General features: G+C 72.7%; 21 protein-coding genes. 12 read left to right on the plus strand and 9 right to left on the minus strand.

What is annotated here, in order from left to right:
- Nucleotides 1-28: 28 nt before the first annotated feature.
- Both metF and AC069T_RS06720 read left to right on the plus strand, forming a co-directional pair.
- Complete coding sequence (gene metF / locus AC069T_RS06715) at nt 29-985, plus strand: methylenetetrahydrofolate reductase [NAD(P)H] (protein WP_358853496.1); 957 nt, start codon at nt 29-31, stop codon at nt 983-985.
- A 23-nt stretch (nt 986-1,008) separates the two neighbouring features.
- Nucleotides 1,009-1,890, plus strand: a complete 882-nt coding sequence (locus AC069T_RS06720) for an SCO2102 family sporulation regulator (protein ID WP_478781697.1) — start codon at nt 1,009-1,011, stop codon at nt 1,888-1,890.
- 95 nt (nt 1,891-1,985) lie between these two features.
- Here AC069T_RS06720 and AC069T_RS06725 read toward each other — a convergent pair whose 3' ends face one another.
- The 5 genes from AC069T_RS06725 to AC069T_RS06745 form a co-directional block, all read right to left on the minus strand.
- On the minus strand, nt 1,986-3,488 hold the full coding sequence (locus AC069T_RS06725; protein WP_478781698.1) for a phytoene desaturase family protein: 1,503 nt from the start codon (nt 3,486-3,488) through the stop codon (nt 1,986-1,988).
- Nucleotides 3,489-3,533: 45 nt separating this feature from the next.
- Nucleotides 3,534-4,145 (minus strand): DUF4126 domain-containing protein, encoded by a 612-nt coding sequence (locus AC069T_RS06730; protein ID WP_478781699.1) that lies wholly within the window; start codon nt 4,143-4,145, stop codon nt 3,534-3,536.
- Between the two features lie 366 nt (nt 4,146-4,511).
- Entirely contained in the window at nt 4,512-5,141 is a 630-nt protein-coding gene (locus AC069T_RS06735; RefSeq protein WP_478781700.1) for a TetR/AcrR family transcriptional regulator, read from the minus strand.
- 23 nt (nt 5,142-5,164) lie between these two features.
- The gene (locus AC069T_RS06740; RefSeq protein ID WP_478781701.1) at nt 5,165-7,249 is read right to left on the minus strand and encodes a YhgE/Pip family protein; all 2,085 of its coding nucleotides are present in this window, start codon (nt 7,247-7,249) and stop codon (nt 5,165-5,167) included.
- Nucleotides 7,221-8,150 (minus strand): ATP-binding cassette domain-containing protein, encoded by a 930-nt coding sequence (locus tag AC069T_RS06745; RefSeq protein WP_478781702.1) that lies wholly within the window; start codon nt 8,148-8,150, stop codon nt 7,221-7,223. The genes AC069T_RS06740 and AC069T_RS06745 overlap by 29 nt, the downstream gene beginning before the upstream one ends.
- Before the next feature lie 184 nt (nt 8,151-8,334).
- Between AC069T_RS06745 and AC069T_RS06750 the strand changes: the two genes are divergently transcribed.
- From AC069T_RS06750 to AC069T_RS06760, 3 genes are all read left to right on the plus strand, one after another.
- A complete protein-coding gene (locus AC069T_RS06750) occupies nt 8,335-8,874 on the plus strand; it encodes an SAV_6107 family HEPN domain-containing protein (RefSeq protein ID WP_478781703.1) in 540 nt (179 codons plus the stop codon).
- A 278-nt stretch (nt 8,875-9,152) separates the two neighbouring features.
- The gene (locus tag AC069T_RS06755; protein WP_478781704.1) at nt 9,153-9,923 is read left to right on the plus strand and encodes a class I SAM-dependent methyltransferase; all 771 of its coding nucleotides are present in this window, start codon (nt 9,153-9,155) and stop codon (nt 9,921-9,923) included.
- Between the two features lie 275 nt (nt 9,924-10,198).
- On the plus strand, nt 10,199-10,591 hold the full coding sequence (locus AC069T_RS06760; RefSeq protein WP_358853487.1) for a DUF3040 domain-containing protein: 393 nt from the start codon (nt 10,199-10,201) through the stop codon (nt 10,589-10,591).
- A gap of 469 nt (nt 10,592-11,060) precedes the next feature.
- Here AC069T_RS06760 and AC069T_RS06765 read toward each other — a convergent pair whose 3' ends face one another.
- From AC069T_RS06765 to AC069T_RS06780, 4 genes are all read right to left on the minus strand, one after another.
- On the minus strand, nt 11,061-13,451 hold the full coding sequence (locus AC069T_RS06765; RefSeq protein WP_478781705.1) for a transglutaminase TgpA family protein: 2,391 nt from the start codon (nt 13,449-13,451) through the stop codon (nt 11,061-11,063).
- Complete coding sequence (locus tag AC069T_RS06770) at nt 13,448-14,809, minus strand: DUF58 domain-containing protein (RefSeq protein ID WP_478781706.1); 1,362 nt, start codon at nt 14,807-14,809, stop codon at nt 13,448-13,450. The genes AC069T_RS06765 and AC069T_RS06770 overlap by 4 nt, the downstream gene beginning before the upstream one ends.
- Nucleotides 14,809-15,846, minus strand: coding sequence for an AAA family ATPase (locus AC069T_RS06775; RefSeq protein ID WP_478781707.1), 1,038 nt, complete (start codon nt 15,844-15,846; stop codon nt 14,809-14,811). Before AC069T_RS06775 ends, AC069T_RS06770 begins: the two co-directional genes overlap by 1 nt.
- 232 nt (nt 15,847-16,078) lie before the next feature.
- Entirely contained in the window at nt 16,079-16,627 is a 549-nt protein-coding gene (locus tag AC069T_RS06780; RefSeq protein WP_478781708.1) for a beta-class carbonic anhydrase, read from the minus strand.
- Between the two features lie 430 nt (nt 16,628-17,057).
- Here AC069T_RS06780 and rsmH point away from each other — a divergent pair, with 430 nt between their 5' ends.
- The 7 genes from rsmH to murD all read left to right on the plus strand — a co-directional run bounded on the left by rsmH (nt 17,058) and on the right by murD (nt 26,258).
- Complete coding sequence (rsmH, locus tag AC069T_RS06785; protein ID WP_388790638.1) at nt 17,058-18,059, plus strand: 16S rRNA (cytosine(1402)-N(4))-methyltransferase RsmH; 1,002 nt, start codon at nt 17,058-17,060, stop codon at nt 18,057-18,059.
- Between the two features lie 79 nt (nt 18,060-18,138).
- Nucleotides 18,139-18,690: a cell division protein FtsL gene (gene ftsL, locus AC069T_RS06790; RefSeq protein WP_478781709.1), complete on the plus strand. Its 552-nt coding sequence runs from the start codon at nt 18,139-18,141 to the stop codon at nt 18,688-18,690.
- A 5-nt stretch (nt 18,691-18,695) separates the two neighbouring features.
- Nucleotides 18,696-20,648: a peptidoglycan D,D-transpeptidase FtsI family protein gene (locus tag AC069T_RS06795; protein ID WP_478781710.1), complete on the plus strand. Its 1,953-nt coding sequence runs from the start codon at nt 18,696-18,698 to the stop codon at nt 20,646-20,648.
- Nucleotides 20,649-20,856: 208 nt separating this feature from the next.
- Entirely contained in the window at nt 20,857-22,377 is a 1,521-nt protein-coding gene (locus AC069T_RS06800; RefSeq protein WP_478781711.1) for a UDP-N-acetylmuramoyl-L-alanyl-D-glutamate--2,6-diaminopimelate ligase, read from the plus strand.
- A gap of 4 nt (nt 22,378-22,381) precedes the next feature.
- Nucleotides 22,382-23,788 (plus strand): UDP-N-acetylmuramoyl-tripeptide--D-alanyl-D-alanine ligase, encoded by a 1,407-nt coding sequence (locus AC069T_RS06805; RefSeq protein ID WP_478781712.1) that lies wholly within the window; start codon nt 22,382-22,384, stop codon nt 23,786-23,788.
- On the plus strand, nt 23,788-24,858 hold the full coding sequence (mraY, locus tag AC069T_RS06810; RefSeq protein ID WP_358855322.1) for a phospho-N-acetylmuramoyl-pentapeptide-transferase: 1,071 nt from the start codon (nt 23,788-23,790) through the stop codon (nt 24,856-24,858). The genes AC069T_RS06805 and mraY overlap by 1 nt, the downstream gene beginning before the upstream one ends.
- On the plus strand, nt 24,840-26,258 hold the full coding sequence (gene murD, locus AC069T_RS06815) for a UDP-N-acetylmuramoyl-L-alanine--D-glutamate ligase (RefSeq protein ID WP_478781713.1): 1,419 nt from the start codon (nt 24,840-24,842) through the stop codon (nt 26,256-26,258). The genes mraY and murD overlap by 19 nt, the downstream gene beginning before the upstream one ends.
- The last annotated feature ends 31 nt before the right edge of the window (nt 26,259-26,289 follow it).

Below are 26,289 nucleotides of genomic sequence, written 5' to 3' on the forward strand. Positions count from 1 at the left end.
ACCGGCGTCCCCTGGCTAACCTGCGAACATGGCCCTCGGATCTGCTTCCACCAGGACTGATCGCGCACGCACCGTGCGCGACATGCTCGCGACCGGCAAGAAGACGTACTCGTTCGAGTTCTCCGCGCCGAAGACCCCCAAGGGCGAGCGGAACCTGTGGAACGCGCTCCGCCGGGTCGAGGCCGTCGCGCCCGACTTCGTCTCCGTCACCTACGGAGCGGGCGGTTCCACCCGAGCGGGCACGGTCCGGGAGACCGAACAGATCGTCGCCGACACGACACTCACCCCGGTCGCCCACCTCACCGCCGTGAACCACTCCGTCGCCGAGCTGCGCAACATCATCGGGCAGTACGCGGACGCCGGGATCCGGAACATGCTCGCGGTGCGCGGCGATCCGCCCGGCGACCCCATGGGCGAGTGGGTCCCGCACCCCCAGGGCCTGGCCTACGCGGCCGATCTCGTCCGGCTGATCAAGGAGTCCGGCGACTTCTGCGTCGGCGTCGCGGCCTTCCCCGAGATGCACCCGCGGTCCGCCGAATGGGACCTGGACGTCGCGCACTTCGTCGACAAGTGCCGCGCGGGCGCCGACTACGCGATCACCCAGATGTTCTTCCACCCCGAGTCGTACCTGCGCCTGCGCGACCGGGTCTCCGCGGCCGGCTGCGGCACCCCGGTGATCCCCGAGGTGATGCCGGTGACGAGCGTGAGGATGCTGGAACGACTGCCACAACTCAGCAACGCCTCCATCCCGGCGGAGCTGAAAGAGCGGATCCTCACAGCCAAAGACGATCCGGCGGCTGTACGCTCCATTGGCATCGAGTTCGCCACCGAGTTCTGCGCGCGACTGCTGGCCGAGGGAGTCCCCGGCCTGCACTTCATCACGCTCAACAACTCCACGGCGACACTCGAGATCTACGAGAATCTCGGCCTGCACCACCCACAGCGGGCCTGGACCGGCCGCGCCGGTGTGCGACACACTGCGTAGCGGTTACTGGGAGAGGGGCGTACATGGGCTGGACGGTCCTCTACATCGCGTTCGGGATGGTCGCGCTGTGGCTGCTGGGTGAGGTGCTGCTGCAGTACAAGGCGCGGCTGCGCTGGCGGCTGCTCGCCTTCGGCGGTTTCCTCTGCGTCGTCGTCGGCGTGCTGATCCCCTCCGTGGTGGTCATCGGACTGGGCGCCGCCGCCTTCGCGGTCGGGCAGACGTACGTCACGCTGTCCTTCCGCCGCGGCTTCTCGACCGGCTGGGCCATCGGCGGCCGTCCGGGCGCCAGCAAGCGGCGCCGCGGCGAGCAGGACCGCCAGGAGCCCGCGCCGGAGGTCTCCGGTGCGGAGGCGACGGGCGACCGGCCGTACACACGCGACGACGACTACGACCCCGACGACGTCTTCACGCCCGCGCAGCCGTCCGCCCCCGCGGCCACCGCCGTCTACGAGCCGCAGCCGCTGCCCGACGACACCGGTTCCTACGGCGTCTACGACGAGAACGCGTACGCCGGCAACCCGCCCCAGGGCACCGGCCAGCCCCAGGACCAGCAGGCCTACGCCTACGACAGCTACGCGGGATACGACCAGCAGCAGTACGGCTACGACACCGGACAGCAGCAGTACGCGGCCTATTCCGACCCGTACATCGGCACGCAGACCTACGGCAGCGCCTCGTACGACACCGCCGGCTACGACGGCCAGGCGTACGGGCAGCAGGGCTACGACCAGTCCCAGTACACCGGGACCTACGCGGGCGAGACCCCGCCCGGCGGCGTCTGGGTGCCCCAGCAGCGCAACGCCGAGGACCCCTACGGCGGCGAACTCCCGCCGGAGCAGCCGTACCCCTACCAGGGCGACGGCAACGGCAGCAGCACCGGCTACGACGAGCAGTACCGGTACTGACCCCGGAGCGGCGCCGCGGTCACCGCGTCCCCGGGGAGCCCCGGCGGCCCGGAGCCCCAGCTCACCTCACTGAGAGCCCGGAGCCTCGGGTCACCTCACTGCGAGCCCCGGAAGTCCGGTCCCTCCACGACGAGGCCGGTGACGAGCGCACCCGACATCCCCGCGTGCGGCAGCCCGCCGCCGGGGTGTGCCCAGCCGCCGACGGCGAACAGCCCCGGCAGCGCTGTGCTGTTCGACGGGTGCAGCAGCCGTCCGTCCGCCGCCGCGAGCGCCGGGGCGGGCACCGCGCCACCGGCCACGCCGGTCGCCTCAGCGATGTCCGCGGGCGCGTGGACTTCGTGCCACAGAAGACGGTCGCGGAGCCCGGGCAGGGCACGCTCCGCGACGCCGAGCAGCCGCTCCACGTCCGGTGCGGACACCTCCAGGGCCGCCGGGACGGTCGCGGTCAGGGTCACCGCCTCGTGCTCCGCGTCCGGCGCCGAGGCCGGGTCGTCCGGGCGCAGCAGCGTGAGGGTGGGGGCGGCGGCGAGCCCCGGACGGTCGCCGAAGAGCCGGTGCAACTCCTCGTCACGGTCCGCCGCGTGCACCACGGTCCGGTGGGCCGCCCCGGCCGGCCGGCCGCCTCTCAGCGCCAGCAGCACCGTCAGCCGGCTCGCCGCGCCGCGCTGCGGCGGGACGACGCCGGCACCGCCCCGCAGCGCCGTGCCCGGGGCGAGGGCCTCCAGCACACCGGGAGCGACCCCCGCCACCACCAGGTCGGCCTCGGCGACCGCGCCCGCGCTCCCGGCGAGCTCGACGCCCGCAGCCCGCCCGTCCTTCACGACGATCCGCGCGACCTCCGCACCGAACACGAACTCCACCCTGCGGGCCAGGCACCGCTCGTACACCGCCCTGGCCAGCTCACGGACGCCACCCCGCACGTACCAGGTGCCGAAGGCGTGCTCCATGTACGGCAGGACGGCCGCCGCTGCGGGGGCGCTGCGGGGGTCGAGCCCGTACGCCAGGGCGTGACTCTCCAGCAGGGCGGTGAGCCGCGGATCGCGCAGCTCCCAGGCGCCGACCTCGGCGAGCGTGGCGGCCCGCCGGGTGCGCAGCAGACGCTTGTGCGGCACCGCCGGGTAGGGCTCGCGCTCGGCCAGCACCGGCCAGTTCGGCCACAGCGGCTCCTCCAGGAGGGGCCGGCGGGTGCGGTCCCACGCTTCGCGCGCCCGCACCAGGAAGTCGCCCCAGCGGGCCCCCGCGCCCGCGCCGAGCGCCTCGTCCAGGGCGCTGACGACGCCCGCGCGGGAGGCGTTCGACAGGGTGACCCGGGTGTCGTCGGCGAAGACGTGCTGCGACGACGGGTCCACCTGGACCAGCTCGGCGCACGCCTCCAACGGCTCCTTGCCGGTCTTGACGAACAGATCGCGGTAGACCGCGGGCAGCGTCAGCAGTCCCGGCCCGAGGTCGAAGGAGAACCCGTCGCGCTCGAAACGGCGCAGCGCGCCGCCGTACGTCGCCGTGCGCTCGTACACCACCACCCGGTGGCCCGCGACGGCCAGCCGGGCGGCGGCCGCCATCGCGCCCATCCCGGCGCCGATCACCGCAATCCGTGCCATGCCAGGGACTTTATCGGCCGCCACCGACAACCCGGCGCGCGGCCGTCAGCCGGGCCACGCCGTCCGCGCCGCGAGCCGCCGCTCCTCCCGGCGCTGGGCCCTGCGGCGCAGAAAACGCCGGATGCGGGAGACCAGGAAGTAGAGCACCAGCAGCCCGGTGAGCAGCAGGACGCCCGCGATGACCGCCGCGGCCTGCGGGTGGAACATCGCGAAGGTGAGGATCCCGGCGACCCCGAGATCCTCGGCGAGGCTCACGATGATGTTGCTGAACGGCTCGGGAGAGCTGTTGATCGCCATCCGGGTGCCGGCCTTGACCGCGTGGCTCGCCAGCGCCGTCGAACCCCCGACGGCGCCCGCCGCGAGATCCGGGAGCGAACCGCTCTGCCCGGCGAGCAGGGCCCCGACCACCGCCCCCGACACGGGCCGGATCACGGTGTGCACCGAGTCCCACACCGAGTCGACGTACGGGATCTTGTCGGCGACCGCCTCGCAGAGGAAGAGCACCGCGGCGGTGATCAGGACCTCCGGGCGCTGCAGGGACTCCGGCACCTCGTCGCTCAGGCCGGTCGCGCCGAAGACGCCGAGGAGCAGCACCACCGCGTACGCGTTGATGCCGCTGGCCCAGCCGCTGGTGAAGACCAAAGGGAGTACGGACACGGACGCGATCGTATCCAGGCGGCGCCGCCGCGTCCTGGGCCCCTGTGCCCACAACTGAGTAGGTGTACTCAGCCGACCGGATGAGTAGCCGCACGGATGGGCTCGACCTGCGGAAACGACAGAGTGGAGGCACGGAAAGGGGCGCGGCTCCGGCACCGCCGGCACGGGGCGGCGGAACGGAGCCGGGCCCTCGACCGCTCCTCCCGCCGGCACCCGGCGGGAGCGAGGCACGGGAGACCCGGTGGACGACCGCACCGGGCCGACGGGGCACGGGGGAGTACGGGGGAGTACGGAAAGGCGCCGGTTCGGGGCGGCCCGCGGGGGGACGCGGCCGGACCGGACCGGCGCCTTCCCGTGCCGGCCCGCTCAGCGGCTGCCGCTCACGCGCCCCTGCAGGAGCCGGGACAGCGCCGCGTGCACGTCGTCCAGGGACCGCTCCGGCTGGAACGCCTGCCAGTCCAGGGCGGCCACCAGGACCATGCCGACCAGCGCCGCCGCCGTCAGGGGGATGTCGAGTTCGTCGCTGAGCTCGCCGTTCTCCACACCGTCGCGCAGGACGTCCTCGACGACCGCGACCGCCTGCTGTCTGACCACCATCAGGGTGGACTGCCAGGCCCGGTTGGTCCGCCACAGCTCGGCCACGTACAGCTGGGTGAACGCGGGATAGCGGTCGATGAAGACGAGCCCGGCCCTGATCATCGCGTCCAGCGCGTCGACCTTGCTGCCGCCCTCCCGTGCCGCCGTCTCGGAGGCCTCCCTGAGGGACGCGGTGAGGAGCCCGACGCCGTGCCGCAGCAACTCCTCGAAGAGGACGGACTTGCTCGCGAAGTTGTAGTAGACGGTGCCCTTCGCGACTCCCGCCCGTTCGGCGATCTCGTCCACGGTGGTGGCGGAGAACCCCTGTTCGGCGATGAGGGTGACGGCCGCCTCGTAGAGCTTCTGCCGGGTCGCCTCGCGACGGCTGCTCCCGGCCCCCGTGGCACTGGTGCTTTCCATGGCCTTGATTCTCACAGGAACGGTCACAGGGTCAGCTCCGGGTGCAGCCGGTCGAGCGTCCACACCTGCTTGCGGCGGGCGGAGACGGCGGTCAGGGCGAGGGCGCCCGCGGTGAACGCCACGAGGACGGCGCACGCCTGCCAGACCGGACCGAGCCCGCCGCCCGTGATGAGCCTGCGGAGGGCGTCGACGACGTGGCTCATCGGCAGGAACGGATGGATGGCGTTGAAGAACCCAGGACTTGTCTGCACGGGGTAGGTGCCGCCCGCCGAGGTCAGCTGAAGCATCAGCAGGGCGAGGACGAGGATGCGGCCCGCGGCCCCGAAGCGCGCGTTCAGCCACTGCACGATCGCCGCGAAGCACGCCGTGACCAGGAACAGGAAGCCCACCGTCCCGGCCGCCCGGACCATGTCGAGACCGACCAGCCAGTGGAGCACCGACATCAGGGCGGCGGTCTGCAGCACGCCGAGGGCCGCGACCGGCAGCCAGCCCGCCAGGGTGATCCGCCAGGCCGGGGCGCCGGCCGCGAGCGCGCGCCGGTTGAGCGGCGGGATCAGCATGTACGCCACCATCGCGCCCACCCACAGGGAGAGCGGGATGAAGTACGGCGCGAATCCGGTGCCGTAGTTGGGCGCCTTGTGCAGGTCCCGCGAGGCCAGCTGCACCGGGTCGGACATGACCTGGGTGCGCTGGTCCCGGTCGTTCTCGTCGTAGTCCGGGATCCTGCCCGCGCCGTCGTGCAGGCCGCCCGCCAGCTTCCCGGAGCCGTCGGCCAGCCTGTACATGCCGCCGTCGAGGTCGACCGCGCCCGTCCTGAGCCTGCCGATGCCGGTGTCGAGGTCGGCGGCGCCGCTCTTGGCGGTGCCGAGACCCGTGTGCAGCGTCTTGGCGCCCTTGGCGACCTTCCCGGCCCCGCTGTTCAGAGCGTTGATCCTGGTGACGGCGTCGTCGAGGTCCTCGGAGAGGTGCGGCGAGCGCCTGGCGAGACTCCGGGCCTGCTTCTCCAGGGTGGCCAGGTTCCTGTCGAGCGTGTCGAGGCCGCCGTCCTGGTCGCTCACGAGCGTGTTCACGTCGTCGGCGACCGTCGCCACGTCCGCGGCGGCCTGCTTGGCCTTCTTGAGTTCCGGGCACGCCGGGTCGGGGACCACCGCGGTCTCGCAGCGCGCCCTGTGGATTCGGTCGAGGGTGTCGGAGGCGGTGCGGGCGGCCTTGGCGGCGGCCGGGGCGGTCCTCACCAGGGTGTCGAGGTTGTGGCGGACCGCGGACGCCGAGTCGGCGACCAGCCGGGCCGTGTCGCCGATCGTCTTCTCGTTGTCCTTCAGGAAGGGGCGTACGCCGGCGGCGACCCCGTTGACCTTGTCGGCGAGCGTCTGCGTGCCGTCGGCCACCCGCCGCGAGCCGTCCTCGAGGTCGCCCGCTCCCTTGTTGAGCTTCCTCAGGCCCGAGGACAGCTTTCCGCTGCCCGCCTCGGCGTCCTTCAGGCCGTCGGCGAGAGCCTTGGAGCCCTTCTTGGCCTTGCCGATCCCGCCCTTGAGCCTGTCGGCTCCCTTGGCTGCCTTGACTGTCTCCCCGTGGATGTCCGAGAAGGAGATGAAGATCCGGTCGAGGAAGGACCGTGAGGCCTTCGTGGACGCCGCCGTGCGCACCTCGCTGAACACCGTCCGGGAGATCTGCCCGACGATGTAGTTGTTCGCGTCGTTCGTACGCACCTGGAGCGCGCCCGTCTCGGGGGAGTCCCCGGAGCTGGACGCGATCCGCCGGCTGAAGTCCTCCGGCATGGTGAGCGACAGGTAGTACGTGCCGTCCTCGACGCCCCTGCGGGCCTCGGCGGCGCTCACCTCGTGCCACTCGAAGGTGTCGCTCTCGTGCAGCCCCTTGGTGATGTCGTCGCCTGCGGTCAGCTTCCGTCCGGCGGCGGTCGCCCCCGCGTCGTCGTTCACCAGCGCCACGGGGATGCGGTCCAGGCGCCCGTACGGGTCCCAGAACGAGTACAGGTAGAGGGCGCCGTAGAGCAGGGGCAGCAGCAACAGGGCGGCCAGTGCCGCGCGCGGCAGCCTTCCCCTGCCGAAGCGCCGAAGCTCAAGCGCGGCCAGTTTCGGCGAGCGCATCAGCCGTCTCCTTGTCGTCGTCCATGTCGGCCTTGTCGCGCTTGTCGTCCATGCGACCGTTGCGGTCCTCGTGGTCCATGCGGTCCTTGCGGTCCTCGCGGACTTCGTCGTGCCGGTCCGCGTGCCCGGGTTCGTCCCGCCGGCCGGGGTCCTGTCCCGCGTCCGGGCCGGGCTCTCCGGGTGGTGCGGGGCCGGTCGAGACGACGACGGCTCCCTCGGGGGCCTCGCTGCACACCGCCACGACCGTGGTTCCCGACGCGGTCAGCGCCCTCAACAGGGCCCAGGCCTCCGTCCGTTCGGCGTCCGACAGCTTGAGGTCGGTGTCGTCGACGGCCAGCAGCCGCGGTTCGCCGACGAGGGCCAGCGCGACGGAGAGCCGCAGCGCCTCCAGCCGCTCCAGGTCGCGCACGGCCGTCCGCGTTCCCTTGGGCAGGGCGGCGGGGTCGAGTCCGGCGGCCGCAAGGGCCCGTTCGGCACGCTGTCCGGCCTCGGCCAGCCGCTCCGCACGCGGGCGCACAAGTCCGCGCACGGTGTCGCGCAGCGGGCCGGTGAACCGGCGCTGCAGCAGCGCGCGTTCGAGGAGGTGCTCCCCGACGGTCAGAGCCGGTTCCAGGTCCGTGACGCCGGGGACATGGGCGAGCGCGCTGATCCCGCGCACCGCCGCCATCTGCTGGGGCAGCGCGAGGGAACCGACCGACGCCCGCCCCTCGGTGGGCTTCATCCGCCCGGTGAGCGCGAGCAGCAGACAGGTCCGGCCGGAGCCCGACGGTCCCTCCACCGCGATCAGCGAGCCGGGTTCCGCGTCGATGCCGACGCCCCGGAACGCCCACCCGCGCGGCCCCTTGAGACCGAACCCCTCCGCACCGACGGCGACCGCGGCGACTGCTTCTGGCTCGCCCATGTCCCCCCTCGCTCCCCTGAGGCGGGGCCGCGCACGGCCCCTTTTGAACTGACTGGTCAGTGCAAAAACTATCTCGAACTCCTGACCGAGGCAAAAGACCAGGTCGGAACGGATTGTCAGTGCCATAGCTCACGATGGGTACATACGGCCACAGTGCCGTCACACAGACGACAGGAGGTTCGTCATGGCCACCTCTTCCGCAGCCGCCGCCCACCGGTTCGGCGCCGCCGGCCCTGCCCCCTCACTGACCGGTCCGGCGAGCGACGTGCACCCCGTGCTGCGCCGGACGTCTGCTCCGCCCGCAGCCCTCGACCTGCTCGCCCAGGCCCGCGCCGGGCTCGAGGAGGCGACCACCCTCGAGACGCCCAACGAGCGCTATGCCACGGCGCACCTGGCGGCCCTGCGCACCGCCGCCGCCGTGCTCGCCGCGCGGGGACGCCCGGAGACCACGCCCCGACGCCGGGCGCGCATCCGGAGCGCCTGGGAAGTGCTCCCCGAGATCGCGCCCGAACTGGCCGAGTGGGGCGCGCTCTTCGCCTCCGGAGCCGGGCGCCGGGCCCGCGCGGAAGCGGGCATACAGGGCGCGGCCGGCCCGCGTGACGCCGACGACCTGATACGCGACGTGGCCATGTTCCTGCGCCTCGTCGAGCGGATGCTGGTCCTCCAGCCGGTCCTGCCGCAGCCCCGGCAGGACGAGGACCACGAGGTCCCGGACGCGGGGTGAGCGCCCGCCGTCGCGTGCTCTGCCGCGGGACTGGCGTGTGATCCTCGTGGATCCGCGTGACCCACCGTGCGATTGCCACCGTGATCCACCGCGTGGTCGACCGCGTGGTCGACCGCGTGATCCACCGCGTGATCCACCGCGTGATCCACCGCGTGAGACGGGGAGCCGGGCACGGCGGCGGAGGCAATAGGGTGGGAGGCGCATGCAGCCTCCCAGCGGGAGGCGTCCCGATCGCTCCGCCGGACAGCAGGCGGTGCCGCGCCGAGGAGTCAACTGCCGTGTCGGACCCGATGCGCCCCCGCGCTGCCCTCCGTACCGCCGTGGTCTGGGAGGTCCTCCAGGACGCTCTCGACCGCCGCGTGAAGGCCACGGGGCGGGAATCGCTCGACGTCCTCGACACCGGGGGCGGCAGCGGCAACTTCGCGGTGCCCGTGGCCCGCCTCGGCCACCGCGTCACGGTCGTCGACCCCAGCCCGAACGCGCTGTTCGCGCTGGAGCGCCGCGCCGGTGAGGCGGGCGTCGCCGACCGTGTGAAGGGCGTCCAGGGCGACGCCCACGGCCTCTTCGACGTCGTCGAGCGCGGCGGCTACGACGCGGTGCTCTGCCACGGCGTCCTGGAGTACGTGGACGACCCCGCCGAGGGTGTGCGCAACGTGGTGGACGCCCTGCGCCCCGAGGGCGTCCTCAGTCTGCTCGCCGCCGGCCTGGGCGGAGCGGTGCTCGCACGCGCCCTCGCCGGGCACTTCAAGGAGGCCAGGCAGGCGCTCGACGACCCGGACGGACGCTGGGGTGAGGGTGACCCCGTACCGCACCGCTTCACCGCAGGACAGCTCACCGCGCTCGTCGAGGGCGCGGGCCTGCGGGTGGGTGCCGTGCACGGGGTGCGGGTCTTCGCCGACCTGGTCCCCGGCGTCCTCGTGGACACCGAACCGGGCGCCCTCGACGCGCTGCTCAAGCTGGAGGCCGCGGCGGCCGAGCTCGCCGCCTTCCACTCGGTGGCGACACAGCTCCATGTGCTGGGTGAGTCCCGGGGTGCCGGCGGGGCGTGAGTCGCCGTCCGTGACGCGCCGCTGATCAGCGCCGGGGCGGCGGATGGAGTACGCCACAGGCCCCCCGATCGGACGCCCCGCGCCGTATGATCGAGGGAGACCACCCGGCATGACGGGTCGGCCGCCGGGGAATGCACGCTCCAGCGGGCCGGACCGCCGTGGCGGGTTCCGGTTGGCCGATTGGCGTAGAGGGGCGGGTTTCACGGGGGCGATTCCCTGCCTATCCTGAAGGGGACCCCCAGTCGCCCCGGCGACTGCACGATGAGGAGGACTCCGTGCCGCTCTCGGAGCACGAGCAGCGAATGCTCGAGCAGATGGAGCGAGCGCTGTACGCCGAAGATCCCAAGTTCGCGACAGCGCTTGAGGGAAGCGGGCTGCGTACGTACACCCGGCGACGGGTCTACCAGGCGGTCGCGGGCTTTCTGGTGGGTATCGCGCTCCTCATGGCCGGAATGGTCGCCCAGCAGATCTGGATCAGCGTGGTGGGCTTCCTCGTCATGCTGGGCTGTGCGGTGCTCGCCGTCACCGGTTGGCGCAAGGCCCCCAAGCCGGGTGAACAGCCGGCCGCCGGTGCGCCGGGCGTCCGTCGTCAGCCGCGGCAGCGCCGCTCCATGATGGACCGCATCGAACAACGCTGGCAGCGCCGTCGAGACGAGCAGGGCCACTAGGGCCTGTCTGCCCTAACCCTGCGGGTCGCCACAGCCACAGACATCGCGTGAGGGGGTGTCCTGCCCCGGCCGGGCAGGACACCCCCTCACGCACGTCGCCACCCGGCCCCGGCCTCGGCCGGCTAGCCGGTCAGTCCCGCCCGGAGCGGCGGGGCGAGGCCGGTCCGCCCGCCCGGAGAGGTGGACCGGGCCGGTCCGCCGGCCCCGGAGAGGTGCAGCGGGCCGGTGCGCCCGGTGGGGCCAGGCGCGGAGAGGCGCGCCGCGGTCGGCCCCTGAGCCGTCCCTCCGTCCTCGGGAACCGGCAGGGCCCACTCCTCGACCGGCGGGGACCGACGGGGCCCTCTCCCACTTCGCGGGAACCAAGTGGGCCCCCTCCCGCCCGTGACCGGAACCGGCAGGGCCCCTCAAGCCCGTGACCGGGAACCGACGGGGCCCTCGCCCGGCGTCGGGCGAGGGGCCCCTGTTCGCGTCAGCCGTTCTGGCCCGAAGGGCGTCGCAGCAAGGCCGCCCGGCGCGCGGAGAGTCCGGACAGCAGGGCCGTCCAGCGGAACGAGGCGGCCCAGGCCACCCGGACGGCCGAGCGCGGCGCCAGCAGCGCCCGCAGCCGGGTGGAACGGCTCACCGACGCCCGGAGCGCGTCCGTGACCCGCCGGGCGTCTTCCGCGATCCCCGCCGCCGGCTGGGGACGGGGAGCGTAGAGGACCTGCTCCACCGTGGACGCCAGCCGGTGCACCGCCGCCTCCGCGGGCGGATCCAGCCGTCCGAGCCGGACGATCCGCGCGGCCGCCCCGCGCGGCGTCCGGGACTCGTCCGGCCCGATGCCGTGGTCCCACGCCGTGTCCGTCACCTCCTGCCAGGCGGCGAGGGCGTGAGCCGCGAGGGCCGCCTCCGAACGCCCGTGCGCGCCGAGCCGCACGGCCCGGACCCGGGCCCGCCACAGCATCGGCAGGAACGGGACCGCCAGTACCGCGAGCCCGGCCAGGACGAGCAGCGGCAGCAGCCACCAGGGCCGGCCGCCGTCGTCGGAGCCGGCCGTGGCCAGGGCGGACTCGCTCGGGCAGGCCTCCAGCTTCTTCTGCTGGACCGAGCAGCTCTCGCTCGCCGACGGCGCGGCGGACGGGGCGGTGGACGCGGACCCGGACGGCCTCGGCACCGACGGGACGCTGCTGTCCGGTGTGTCCGCCTGCGTGTACTCGGGCACCGTGCCCCGGTTGGGGGTGGGCTCGAAGCGGGTCCAGCCGACCCCCTCGAAGTACAGCTCGGGCCAGGCGTGCGCGTCCCGCAGGCCCACCGACATCGAACCGTCCGCCTGCGGCGAGCCGGGCGTGAAGCCCACCGCGACCCGGGCGGGTATGCCCAGGGTGCGGGCCATCGAGGCCATCGCGAAGGAGAAGTGGACGCAGAAGCCCTCCTTCTCCCGCAGGAAGCGCGCGATCGCGGCGGAACCGCTGCCGACCTGCACCTGGGTGTCGTACGTGAATCCGCCGTCGACGGCGAAGTAGTCCTGGAGGTCGACCGCCCGCTCGTAGTCGTTCGTCGCGTCCTCGGTGACCTTGAGCGCGGTCTGCGCCACCTCGGGCGGCAGCGACTCCGGGACCTTGGTGAACTCGCGCTGCAGGGCGGCCGGCGGCTGCGGGGCGGAGGCCAGCTGCTCCGCGGTCGGCTGCACGATCAGGCTCGCCACCTCGTACCGCGCGCCGCGGGTGTTCTGGCCGTGGTCGCCGACGAGCGTGCGGCCCAGCGGTTCGTAGCGCCAGTTGCCGTCGATGTCCACCTTGCTGGCGGGGTAGGGCATCGGCAGCCAGTCCTGCGCGTACCAGTCGGACGCCGAGATGCGCGTCCGGATCTCCGACCGGCGGATGTCGGGACCGAGGCCGATGGGGGTCGGCAATGTGTCCGGCACCGCCTGGATGCGGCGCTGGGCCGGCTTCCAGGCCGTGCCGTCGAACTCGTCGAGGGAGACGATCCGCAGATACAGGTCCTGCGTGTCCTCGGTGTCGGTGCGGTACGACATGACCTGGCGGTCCTCGTTCACGTTCAGGCTGTCGCGCAGCGAGACCAGGGGGTTCACCGCGGAGATCGTGCCGCCGCCCCCGGAGCCCGCCCCGGCGCCGGTCCCGGCGCCGTCCAGCAGGCCGCCGTCCAGGGCGGGCAGACCGAGCGGCACCACCAGGGCGATGCCCAGGGCCACCGCGCCGATGCGCCGCCCGGTGCGGACGGGGGCGACCGCGCCGCTCCCCGCGTCCGGACCGGGGCCGCGGGGGCCGCCGCCGAAGACACGGCCCCACTGGGAGAGCCGTTCCCGGCCCTCCGCCAGCAGCAGCATGAGATATCCGCAGGCCGCGAGCAGGAACCACAGCCACGCAGTGCCGCCGTCCGAGAGGCCCGCGGCGACCGAGTACAGCGCGAGCAGCGGCAGCCCGGCCGGGGCGGCGCTGCGGAACGTCACCGCGAGCACGTCCACGGCGAGGCCGATCACCAGGACCCCGCCGACCAGCATCAGCCTGATGCCGTCCGACAGCGGAGCCGGGATCGCATACCGCCCGACGTCGTCCGAGCCCGCCTGGAGCAGGGCCCCCAGCCGGGCGAACACCTCCGGTCCCGGGATCACGCCCGCGACGGCCTGCCCGCGCGCGAAGGCCAGCGTCAGCAGCACCAGCGTCACCAGCGCCTGCAGAGCCACCGTCAGCGCCCGGGCCAGCGGCACCCGCCGGGCCAGCGCGCCCACCGTGGTCTGGACCGTCAGCAGCAGGGCCGCCTGCAGAATCCACGTCGCCGGGTCGACCAGCGGCAGCAAAGCGCAGGATGTCAGCAGCGTCGCCGCCGCGGCACACAGCGCCAGTCGTGCCCGCCCGCTCATGAGCCGCCTCCCATCGGGCTGCCCGTGGCCGCGGCGCTCGTGCGCTGCCGGTCGGCCTGCCGCCACAGGTCGGCGAAATCCGCTCCCCGCGGCACCTTCACCGCGGTCCAGCCCGCCTCGCGCAGCATGCGCAGCCTTCTCTCCCCGCTTCCGTCCGGCGGGCCGGGGGCACCGGACGGCTGCCGCACCCACGCGTCGCTCTCCAGCAGGAAGGCGAGGGCGCCGCCGCTGCGCCGGCGCATCCTGGCGAGCACCGTCGCCTGCTCCTCGTCCAGGTCGCCGAGGAAGGCGATCAGCAGCCCCTCGCTCCCGCCGCGCAGCGCGTCGTAGGCGCGCGACAGGCCCGCCCCGTCCGAGTGGTCGACCACGGCGAGCGTGTCCATCATCAGCCCCGCCGCGTCGGCGGACTCCTGGCTGGCGCCCGCGAAACCGTCGGCGCTCTCGCCGGGCACCGAACTGCCCGTGTCCGTCAGCAGCCGCACCGAGAAGCCCCGTTCGAGCATGTGGACCAGGGTGGACGCCGCGCCCGACACGGCCCACTCGAAGGCCGCGTCCGGGCCGGCGCCGGCGTAGGCGATGCCGCGGGTGTCCAGCAGGACCGTGCAGCGGGCGCGCTGCGGCTGCTCCTCGCGGCGCACCATCAGCTCGCCGTAGCGCGCGGTCAGCCGCCAGTGCACCCGGCGCAGATCGTCGCCGTGCCGGTAGCCGCGGGGTATCACGTCGTCCTCGCCGGCCAGCGCGAGCGAACGCTGCCGCCCGTCGCCGTACCCCTTCGCCTCCCCGCTCAGCCGCACCGGCGGCAGCGGCTCCACGCGCGGGATGACCGTCAGGGTGTCGTACGTCGAGAAGGAACGGGTCAGCTCGCACAGTCCGAACGGGTCGGTGAGGCGCAGCTGGAGCGGGCCCAGGGGATAGCGGCCGCGCAGGTCGGAGCGCACGCGGTAGGACACCTCGCGGTGGCCGCCCGCCTCCATCCGGTCCAGGACGAACCGGGGACGGGGGCCGAGCACGTACGGCACCCGGTCCTGGAGCATGAGCAGCCCCGTGGGCAGCCGCGAGACGTTGTCCATCCGCAGGTGGACACGGGCCTCGGAACCGGCGGGCACGCGCGCGGGGGAGAGCCTGCGGCTGCCCGTGACCCGGTAGCGGGTGCGGTACAGCACGGTCGCGCACAGCAGCGGCAGCACCGCGAGCAGCAGGCCGACCCGCAGCAGATCGCTCTGTCCCAGGACGTACGCGCAGACGGCGGCCGCCACTCCGGCGGCCAGGAAGGAACGTCCGCGTGTGGTGAGCCCGGCGAGCGCCGTGCGCAGCCCGCCCCTGGACTCCTCCGCGTGGCCCGTCCCCCCGGCCGTCATCACAGCCTCCGGGGCGGCTGCTGGTCGAACGCGGGCGTGCCGCGGCCCATGGCGAACCCGCTCTGCGGCTGGGGAGCCGAGGGCACGGGCGTGCGCTGGAGGATCTCCTGGACGACCTGCTCGGCCGTACGGCGGTTCAGCTGTGCCTGTGCCGTGGGCAGCAGCCGGTGGGCCAGGACCGCCACGGCGAGCGCCTGGATGTCGTCCGGCAGCGCGTACTCCCGGCCGCTGAGGGCGGCCGACGCCTTCGCCGCGCGCAGCAGATGCAGCGTGGCGCGCGGCGAGGCGCCGAGTCTGAGGTCCGGGTGCGTACGGGTGGCCGACACGAGCTCCACCGCGTAGCGCCGGACCGGCTCGGCGACGTGGACCGTGCGGACCGCGTCGATCAGCTTCACGATGTCGTGCGCGTGCGCCACCGGCTGGAGGTCGTCCAAGGGGGAGACGCCGCCGTGGACGTCCAGCATCTGGAGCTCGGCCTCCGCGCTCGGATAGCCGATGGAGACGCGGGCCATGAAGCGGTCGCGCTGGGCCTCGGGCAGCGGATAGGTGCCCTCCATCTCGACCGGGTTCTGCGTGGCCACCACCATGAAGGGGCCCGGCAGCTCGTAGGTCTGCCCGTCGATGGTGACCTGGCGCTCCTCCATGGACTCCAGGAGGGCCGACTGCGTCTTCGGGGAGGCGCGGTTGATCTCGTCGCCGATCACGATCTGCGCGAAGATCGCCCCCGGCTTGAACTCGAAGTCCCGGCGCTGCTGGTCCCAGATGGACACCCCGGTGATGTCCGAGGGCAGCAGGTCGGGCGTGAACTGAATGCGCCGCACCGAGCAGTCGATGGACCGCGCCAGTGCCTTGGCCAGCATCGTCTTGCCGACGCCGGGGACATCCTCGATCAGAAGATGTCCCTCGGCGAGCAGCACGGTCAGCGAAAGCCGTACGACCTCTGGCTTGCCCTCGATCACTCCTTCCACCGAACTGCGGACTCGCTCCGCAGTGGCGGTCAGATCCGTAAGGCTCGCTCGATCGTCATAGGTCGTCACCCGGCCCTCCTCGGCCCGTTCTCGGGCCGACGCTGCGATGCGGACCGGCCCACCCCGAAACACGGACACCACGCGCGGAAAGTTCCGCGTGACGCCACACCCGCATTCTTGTTGCCGTTACCGGTTCGTGTCACTCGACTGTGGACAACCGGCCGTGCTATGTCACGGCTTACAACCTTTTGGGTACGGACAGTGCCCGTCGTTTCCGTGCGACGGGCACTCCGTGGTCCGGCTAGGCGGGGTCGATCTCGCGCAGCAGACCCGTCTTCACGTCGAAGACGAAGCCGCGTACGTCGTCGGTGTGCAGCAGGAACGGTGAGGTGCGCACCCGCTGCATCGACTGCCGTACGTCCTGCTCGACGTCCCGGAAGGCCTCCACCGCCCAGGCGGGACGCTGGCCGACCTCCATCTCCAGGTCGTGCCGGAACTCCTCGGTGAGGGACTCCAGGCCGCAGCCCGTGTGGTGGATGAGGACGACGCTGCGCGTGCCGAGCGCGCGCTGGCTGATCGTCAGGGAGCGGATCACGTCGTCGGTGACCACCCCGCCGGCGTTGCGGATGGTGTGGCAGTCACCGAGCTTCAGGCCGAGCGCGGCGTGCAGGTCGAGCCGCGCGTCCATACAGGCGACCACGGCGACCTGGAGCACCGGACGGGCGTCCATACCGGGGTCGCTGAAGGCGGCGGCGTACCGCTCGTTCGCGTCGACGAGCCGGCTGGTGACGGAGTCCCCGGCGGCGATGGCGTCTTCGGGCTCTGTGGGCACGGATGCAGAAGTCGTCATACCGAAGACGTTACTGGTCACCCGGGGCGCGGTCCTGCTGTGAGAGAGGACAAAGAACGCCATCGCGGCTTGTTGTGAGCTAATCCACACGGGCGGTGCCGGGGCGCCCGAACGGGTGATTCCGGCGGGTCCGCCGCTTCGGAGGGGGTGCAGCCCGCGACGCGCAAGCCGGTTGATTGACCGCGAGACACCGTGGACTAAAGTGACGCGAAGCGGGAGGCGAGGTTCTCCCCGCAGGACTTTTCACCCGGAGGGCCCGGTGATTTCCCGGGGTCTCCCCGCGTGCGCGGCGCGCACGTACGGCTCGGCCTCCTCCCGCTCCCGGTCGGCTGACGCCACTCATCAGGCGCAGGCGGACCTCCCCTTCCGGAGCGGGCGGGGACCCGGCGGTGCGTACGGCCGCGCCGGATCTGAGAGGGCCCAGGTTCAAATGGGGCGCGAAGCGCATGCGAATGAGGGCGACGCCGGGCGACGGGAGGGCCAGAGCCGGCATGTCCCGGTGATGCTCCAGCGGTGCCTGGACATGCTGGCGCCCGCGCTGGAGCGGCCGGGAGCGGTCGTCGTCGACTGCACCCTCGGTCTCGGCGGCCACAGCGAGGCACTGCTGACCCGGTTCCCCGAGGCGCGGCTCGTCGCCCTCGACCGGGACAAGGAGGCGCTGCGGCTGTCCGGGGAGCGGCTCGCCCCCTTCGGCGACCGCGCGACCCTCGTGCACGCGGTGTACGACGAACTGCCCGACGTGCTCGACCGCCTGGGCCTGACGCACGTCCAGGGCGTGCTCTTCGACCTCGGCGTCTCCTCCATGCAGCTCGACGAGGCCGACCGCGGGTTCGCCTACGCGCAGGACGCCCCGCTCGACATGCGCATGGACCAGACGACCGGCATCAGCGCCGCCGAGGTCCTCAACACCTACCCGCCCGGCGAACTCGTGCGGATCCTGCGGGCGTACGGCGAGGAGAAGCAGGCCAAGCGGATCGTGTCCGCCGTCGTGCGCGAACGCGCGAAGGAGCCCTTCAGCAACAGCGCCCGGCTCGTCGAGCTGATCCGTGACGCGCTGCCGCAGGCCGCCAAGCGGACCGGCGGCAACCCCGCCAAGCGCACCTTCCAGGCCCTGCGCATCGAGGTCAACGGCGAACTGACCGTCCTGGAGCGGGCGATCCCGGCCGCGGTGAAGGCGCTCGCCGTCGAGGGCCGGATCGCGGTGCTGTCGTACCACTCCCTGGAGGACCGGCTGGTCAAGCAGGTGTTCGCGGCCGGCGCCGCCTCCACCGCGCCGCCCGGACTGCCGGTCGTCCCCGAGCGTTACCAGCCCCGGCTCAAGCTCCTCACCCGCGGTGCCGAACTTCCCACCGAGGAAGAGATCGCCGAGAACCGGCGGGCGGCTCCCGCGCGGCTGCGCGGGGCGCAGCGCATCCGCGAGGAAGCCGAGTGAGGCGTACGAAGGGGGCCGCGTGAGGCACACCGAGGGGGAGCGCGAGTGAGTCGCAAACCCACACGCACCGGGAGGGTCCGTGCGTAGGAAACCCCAGCTCCGGGGACGCGCCGCCCGGCTCGCGCGGCTGCTCCCGACCGGTGCGGGCCAGGCCGCCCGCACCCCCTTCGTCCTGCTGGTCGTCCTGCTGCTCGGCGGGGGGCTGATCGGGCTGCTCGTGCTGAACTCCGCGCTGAGCGAGGGGTCGTTCCGGCTCGACGACCTCCAGCGGGAGACGAAGAGCCTCACCGACGAGGAGCAGGAACTCCAGCGGGACGTGGACTCCTACTCGGCGCCCGACGCGCTCCAGCGGCGCGCCCGCGAGCTGGGCATGGTCCCCGGCGGCGACCCGGCCTTCCTCGAACCCGACGGCTCCGTCAAGGGCGTACCCGGAGCGGCCGTCGAGCGGTCCTCGCTCCGCGACCCCGTGGTGCTGCCGCCCGAGGCCATCGCCCCGGCGCCCGGGCCGGCACCGGCTCCCGCACCGGCCGCGAGCGACTCCTCCGGGCAGTTCCTCACGGCCGCACCCACCGCGCCGTCCCCCACCACCCCCGCCCCGTCCGCAGAGCCCTTCACAACCCCCGGCAGGTGACGGAAGTGTCCGACAGGGAACCGCCGCGCCGCCGCGTGCCAGGACCGGCCCGGCCCGCCCGCCCCGCGGGCCGGTCGCGTCCGGGCCCCGGCGCCCGCCCCGGCCGCCGCCCCGGCGCGCCCCGGCCGGGCGCCCCGCGCATCATCCGCCTCGGCAGCCCGCGCCCCCGGCTGCGCATGGTCAGCCTGGCGCTGACCCTGGTGATGCTCGCCTTCGTCGTACGGCTGCTCCAGGTGCAGGCCGTGGACGCGAGCGCGTACGCCGCGAAGGCCGAGCAGAACCGCTACGTCGGACGCACGCTGGCCGCCGAGCGGGGCGGCATCACGGACCGCAACGGCGTGGAGCTCGCGACCAGCGTGGACGCGTACGACATCACGGCCGACCCCATGATGTTCACGCCCGGTACGACCAAGACGACGGACGCGCCCGAGCAGGCCGCCGCGCTCCTCGCCCCGATCCTGGGCCAGGACATGGAGACCGTCGCCGGGAAGCTGAGCACGAGGAACTCCCGCTACACACTGCTGGCGCACCGCCAGACGCCCCAGGTCTGGAAGCAGATCAAGGACCTGAAGACCACGCTCGCGGCGAAGGCCGAGACCGACGAGGGCACCGTCAACGTCCTCGCGGGCGTCCTCGCGGTCCCCGCCAGCAAGCGCGTGTACCCCAACGGCGAACTCGCCGCCGGGATACTGGGCTGGGTCAACGCCGACGGCAAGGGCGGCGGCGGGGTCGAGCAGCAGCTGGACGAGGAACTCGCCGGCAAGGACGGCAAGATCCGCTACGCCCAGTCCGGCGGGCGCCAGGTGCCGACCGCGGGCTCCACCGAGACGCCCGCGGTGGCCGGTTCCGACGTCGAGCTGACCATCGACCGCGACATCCAGTGGGCGGCGCAGAACGCCATCTCCGAGCAGGTGAAGAAGTCCGGGGCGGACCGCGGGTACGTGATGGTGCAGGACACCCGGACCGGCGAGATCCTCGCCATGGCCAACTCGCCCGGCTTCGACCCGAACGACCTCTCCCAGGCCAGTTCGGCGGCGCTGGGCAACGCGGCCCTCCAGGACGCCTACGAGCCCGGCTCCACCGCCAAGGTCATGTCGATGGCCGCCGTGCTGGAGGAGAACGTCGCCACGCCCGCGACGCACGTCGTCGTGCCGAACCGGCTGCACCGCGGCGACCGGCTCTTCCAGGACGACATCGACCACCCGACCTGGAACCTGACGCTCAACGGCGTCCTCGCCAAGTCCAGCAACATCGGCACCATCCTGGCCACCGGTCAGCTCGGCAAAACGCAGAAGCAGGCCAACCGCATCCTCTACTCGTACCTGCGCAGGTTCGGCATCGGCAGCCCCACCGGACTCGGCTTCCCGGGCGAGACGAAGGGCATCCTCGCGCCCGCCGACAAGTGGTCCACCTCGCAGCAGTACACGATCCCTTTCGGCCAGGGCGTGTCGATCAACGCGATGCAGGCCACCTCCGTCTACTCGACGATCGCCAACGGCGGCGTGCGCGTCGAGCCGACTCTCGTGCGCGGCGCGAAGGGACCCGACGGGCGCTTCGCCCCGGCCCCGAAGCCCAAGAAGACGCGGGTCGTGAGCAAGAAGACGGCGAACACCCTCGCCCAGATGCTGGAGTCCGTCGTGGACGACGAGGAGGGCACCGGGGCCCGGGCCCGCATTCCCGGCTACCGGGTCGCGGGCAAGACCGGTACGGCCAACCGTGTGGATCCGGCCACCGGGAAGTACCACGGATACACCTCGTCGTTCGCCGGATTCGCGCCCGCGGACAAACCGCGGGTCACCGTCTACTGCGCGATCCAGAACGCCACCAGAGGCAGTTACTTCGGCGGCCAGATCTGCGGGCCCATCTACAAGCAGGTCATGGAGTTCGCCCTCAAGACCCTCCAGATCCCGCCCACCGGTGCCGGTCCCGCCCGGCTCCCCGTCAGCTTCACGCCCTGACCCCGGCTCCACGCCCTGATCAGCACCGACCGGAAATCCAGCACCATCCGGAACACCGACCAGGAACCAGCTCGTGACAACGATCACTCCCGACCACGGGAACCAGGGCCACCCGCGCCCCTCACTTCGCTCCGGCGGGGGTGCGCCCGGTACGCTCACCGCCGTGCCACACGCTGATCAGTCCCAAACCCCCCAGAAGGGCGTTCCTGTGACATTTCCGGGACCGCCGCGACCGGTTCGGATCTCCGCCACACCCCTCGCGGAGCTCGCCGATCAGCTGGGCGTCACCGTCCCGGCGCCGGCCGCGGACATCACGGGCATCACGCACGACTCCCGTGCCGTACGCCCCGGGGACCTGTACGCTGCCCTGCCCGGCGCCCGGATGCACGGCGCCGACTTCGTGACGCAGGCGGCCGGCCTCGGCGCCGCCGCCGTGCTGACCGACCCGACCGGAGCCGACCGCGCCGCCGCCACCGGCCTGCCGGTGCTCGTCGTCGACGAGCCGCGCCGGGAGATGGGCGAACTCGCGGCCACGATCTACGGCCACCCCGGCCGCGACCTGCTCCAGATCGGCATCACCGGAACCTCCGGCAAGACCACCACGGCGTATCTCGTCGAGGGCGGCCTGAAGACGGTCCGCTCCACCGGCCTGATCGGCACGGTCGAGATGCGCATCGGCGACGAGCGCATCAAGTCGGAGCGCACGACCCCCGAAGCGACCGACCTCCAGGCCCTGTTCGCGGTGATGCGCGAGCGCGGCGTCGAGGCGGTCGCCATGGAGGTCTCCAGCCACGCGCTGGTCCTCGGCCGGGTCGACGGCTGCGTCTTCGACATCGGCGTCTTCACCAACCTCAGCCCGGAGCACATGGAGTTCCACTCCGGCATGGAGGACTACTTCCAGGCGAAGGCGCAGCTGTTCACGCCGGAGCGCAGCAGGCTCGGCGTGGTCAACCTCGACGACGAGTACGGCCGCAGGCTGGTCAAGGAGGCCACCGTCCCGGTCGTCACCTTCTCCGCCGAGGGCCACCCGGACGCCGACTGGCGGGCCGAGGACGTCCAAATCGGCCCCATGGACTCGACGTTCACCGTGTCCGGCCCCCAGGGGGAGCGGATCACGGCGAGGTCGCCGCTCGCCGGCACCTTCAACGTGGCCAACACGCTCGCCGCGATCGTCGCCCTCGCCGCCGCGGGGATCGGCCCGCAGGACGCCGCGGACGGCATCGCCGCCGTGCCGGGCGTACCGGGCCGTTTGGAGCGCGTGGACGAGGGCCAGCCCTACCTCGCGGTGGTCGACTACGCCCACAAGACGGACGCCGTCGAGTCGGTCCTGCGCGCCCTGCGCAAGGTCACCGAGGGCCGCCTGCACATCGTGCTCGGCTGCGGCGGCGACCGGGACACCACCAAGCGGATGCCGATGGGCGCCGCCGCGGCGCGGCTGGCCGACACCGCCGTACTGACCTCCGACAACCCCCGCTCCGAGGACCCGCTGGCGATCCTCGCGACCATGCTCGCGGGCGCCGCCGAGGTGCCCTCGCACCAGCGCGGCGAGGTCGCGGTCTTCGAGGACCGGGCCGCCGCCATCGCCGCCGCCGTCGCCCGCGCACGGCCCGGCGACACCGTGCTGGTCGCAGGCAAGGGCCACGAGCAGGGCCAGGACATCGCCGGGGTGGTCCGTCCCTTCGACGACCGCCAGGTGCTTCGCGAAGCTATCCAGAAGACCCAGGGATGAACTTGTGATCGCCCTCTCTCTCGCCGAGATCGCAGAAGTCGTCGGCGGGCAGACGCACGACATACCGGATCCGTCGGCCATGGTCACCGGACCCGTCGTCCGGGACTCACGTGACGTGGAGTCCGGCAGCCTCTTCGTCGCCTTCGTCGGCGAACGCGTGGACGGCCACGACTACGCGCGCGCGGTCGTCGACGCCGGTGCGGCCGCCGTACTGGCCTCGCGGCCGGTCGGGGTGCCCGCCATCGTCGTCGAGGACGTGCAGGCGGCGCTCGGCGCCCTCGCACGGCACGTCGTCGAACGGCTCGGCGCTACCCTCGTGGCCCTCACCGGCTCCGCGGGCAAGACCAGCACCAAGGACCTGATCGCCCAGGTGCTGCGGCGCAAGGCGCCGACCGTCTTCACGCCCGGCTCGCTCAACAACGAGATCGGGCTGCCGCTCACCGCGCTCAGCGCCACCGAGGAGACCAGGTTCCTCGTCCTGGAGATGGGCGCCCGCGGTATCGGGCACATCCGCTACCTCGCGAGCCTGACCCCGCCGAAGGTCGGCCTCGTCCTCAACGTCGGCAGCGCCCACATCGGCGAGTTCGGCGGCCGGGAGCAGATCGCCCAGGCCAAGGGCGAGCTGGTCGAGAGCCTGCCCGCGGACGGCGCCGCGATCCTCAACGCCGACGACCCCCTCGTCCGCGCCATGGCCTCCCGCACGAAGGCCCGCGTGATTCTCTTCGGAGAGTCCGACGAAGCGGACGTACGTGCCGAGAACGTCCGGCTCACGGAGACCGGACAGCCCGCCTTCAGCCTTCGCACACCCTCCGGGTGCAGCGATGTGACCATGCGCCTGTACGGTGAGCACCACGTGTCGAACGCGCTCGCCGCGGCCGCCGTCGCCCATGAGCTGGGCATGTCCGCAGACGAGATCGCCCGTGCGCTCTCCGAGGCGGACTCCCTCTCCCGCTGGCGGATGGAGGTCACCGAGCGCCCGGACGGCGTGACGGTCGTCAACGACGCCTACAACGCGAACCCCGAGTCCATGCGAGCCGCCCTGCGCGCGCTCGTGGCGATGGGCAAGGGGCGGCGGACCTGGGCGGTGCTCGGTCAGATGGCCGAGCTCGGGGACGAGGCGCTCGCCGAGCACGACGCCGTCGGACGGCTCGCCGTCCGGCTCAACGTCAGCAAGCTCGTCGCGGTCGGGGGCAGGGAAGCGTCCTGGCTCCAACTGGGCGCATATAACGAGGGTTCGTGGGGTGAGGAGTCGGTGCACGTGTCCGACGCACAGGCGGCTGTCGACCTGTTGCGCAGCGAGCTGCGCCCAGGGGATGTCGTACTCGTGAAGGCGTCCCGGTCGGTCGGGCTCGAACGGGTGGCGCAGGCGCTGCTCGAGACCGGCACCGAGGGTGAGGTCGCAGCCCGATGATGAACCAGATCCTGTTCGCGGGAGTCATCGGCCTCTTCCTGACTCTCGTGGGCACGCCGCTGCTGATCAAGCTGCTGGCCCGCAAGGGCTACGGCCAGTACATCCGGGACGACGGCCCGCGCGAGCACCACAGCAAGCGCGGTACGCCGACCATGGGTGGCATCGCGTTCATCCTGGCCACGATCATCGCCTACTTCCTCAGCAAGGTGATCACCGGCAAACCGCCGACGTTCTCCGGGCTGCTGGTGCTCGGCCTGATGGCGGGCATGGGCGTGGTCGGCTTCCTGGACGACTACATCAAGATCGTCAAGCGGCGCTCGCTCGGTCTGCGGGCCAAGGCCAAGATGGCCGGCCAGCTGATCGTCGGCGTCTCCTTCGCGGTGCTCTCACTCCAGTTCGCGGACAACCGCAACAACACCCCGGCCTCCACGAAGCTCTCCTTCGTGCAGGACTTCGGCTGGTCCATCGGCCCGGTCCTGTTCGTGGTCTGGGCGCTGTTCATGATCCTCGCGATGTCGAACGGCGTGAACCTGACGGACGGTCTGGACGGCCTCGCCACCGGCGCCTCCGTCATGGTCTTCGGCGCGTACACCTTCATCGGCGTCTGGCAGTTCCAGGAGTCCTGCGCCAACGCGCAGACCCTCGCCAACCCGGGCGCCTGCTACGAGGTGCGCGACCCGCTCGACCTCGCCGTAGTGGCGGCCGCCCTCATGGGTGCCTGCTTCGGCTTCCTGTGGTGGAACACCTCACCCGCCAAGATCTTCATGGGTGACACCGGCTCGCTGGCCCTCGGCGGCGCGCTGGCCGGTCTCGCGATCTGCTCCCGCACCGAGTTCCTGCTCGCGCTGCTCGGCGGCCTCTTCGTCCTGATCACCATGTCGGTCGTCATCCAGGTCGGCTCCTTCCGCCTCACCGGAAAGCGCGTCTTCCGCATGGCGCCGCTCCAGCACCACTTCGAACTCAAGGGGTGGTCCGAGGTCCTGGTCGTGGTCCGCTTCTGGATCATCCAGGGCATGTGCGTGATCGTCGGACTCGGCCTCTTCTACGCAGGATGGGCAGCCAAGAAGTGACCGACTGGCAGGGGAAGAACGTCACCGTCGCCGGGCTCGGCGTCTCCGGCATCCCGGCGGCCCGCGTGCTGCACGGCCTCGGCGCCGTCGTCACGGTCGTCAACGACGGCGACGACGAGCGCGCCCGGGCCCAGGCGGCGGAGCTGGAGGCGCTCGGCGTCTCCGTGCGGCTCGGTGACGGGGCGACCCTGCCCGCGGGCACCGAACTCGTCGTCACCACGCCCGGCTGGCAGCCCGGCAAGCCGCTGTTCGCCGCGGCCGCCGAGGCGGGCGTCCCGGTGTGGGGCGACGTCGAACTGGCCTGGCGTCTGCGCGGCCCGGACGCGGCGCCCTGGCTCGCGGTCACCGGCACCAACGGCAAGACCACCACCGTGCAGATGCTCGCCGAGATCCTGAAGGCGGCCGGACTGCGCACCGCGGCCGTCGGCAACATCGGCGTCTCGCTGCTCGACGTGGTCCTCGGCGACGAACCGTACGACGTGCTCGCCGTCGAACTCTCCAGCTACCAGCTGCACTGGGCGCCCTCCCTGCGCGCCCACTCCGCCGTCGTCCTCAACCTCGCGCCCGACCACCTCGACTGGCACGGCTCCATGCAGGCGTACGCCGCCGACAAGGGCCGTATCTACGAGGGCAATCGCGTCGCCTGCGTCTACAACGTGGCCGACAGGGCCACCGAGGACCTGGTGCGCGAGGCGGACGTCGAGGAGGGCTGCCGGGCGGTCGGCTTCACGCTCGGCACGCCGGGACCCTCCCAACTCGGCGTCGTGGAAGGCATCCTGGTCGACCGCGCCTTCGTCGAGGACCGGCAGAAGAACGCCCAGGAGCTGGCGCAGGTCTCCGACGTCCAGCCGCCCGCCCCGCACAACATCGCCAACGCCCTTGCCGCGGCGGCCCTCGCGCGCGCCTACGGGGTGCCCGCGGCGGCCGTACGCGACGGGCTGCGGGCCTTCCGGCCGGACGCCCACCGCATCGCGCACGTCGCGGACGTGGACGCGGTCGCGTACGTCGACGACTCCAAGGCGACCAACACCCACGCCACGGAAGCCTCGTTGGCCGCCTACGAGTCGATCGTGTGGATCGCGGGCGGCCTCGCCAAGGGCGCGTCCTTCGACGAGCTGGTCGCAAGGTCGGCGAAGCGGCTCCGGGGCGCCGTGCTCATCGGCGCCGACCGCGCCCTCATCCGGGAAGCGCTGGCGCGACACGCGCCCGAAGTCCCGGTCGTCGACCTGGACCGGACGGACACTGGGGCGATGCGCGCGGCTGTCCAGGAGGCGCGACGGCTCGCGCAGCCGGGGGACACGGTACTGCTTGCCCCGGCCTGCGCCTCGATGGACATGTTCGCCAACTACAACAAGCGCGGTGACGCGTTCGCGGAGGCGGTTCGCGAACTCGGCGCCTGACCCGGCCGCCTGCCGGGCGACCTTGGGAGGG

The sequence above is a fragment of the Streptomyces sp. NPDC043867 genome, assembly GCF_056435845.1.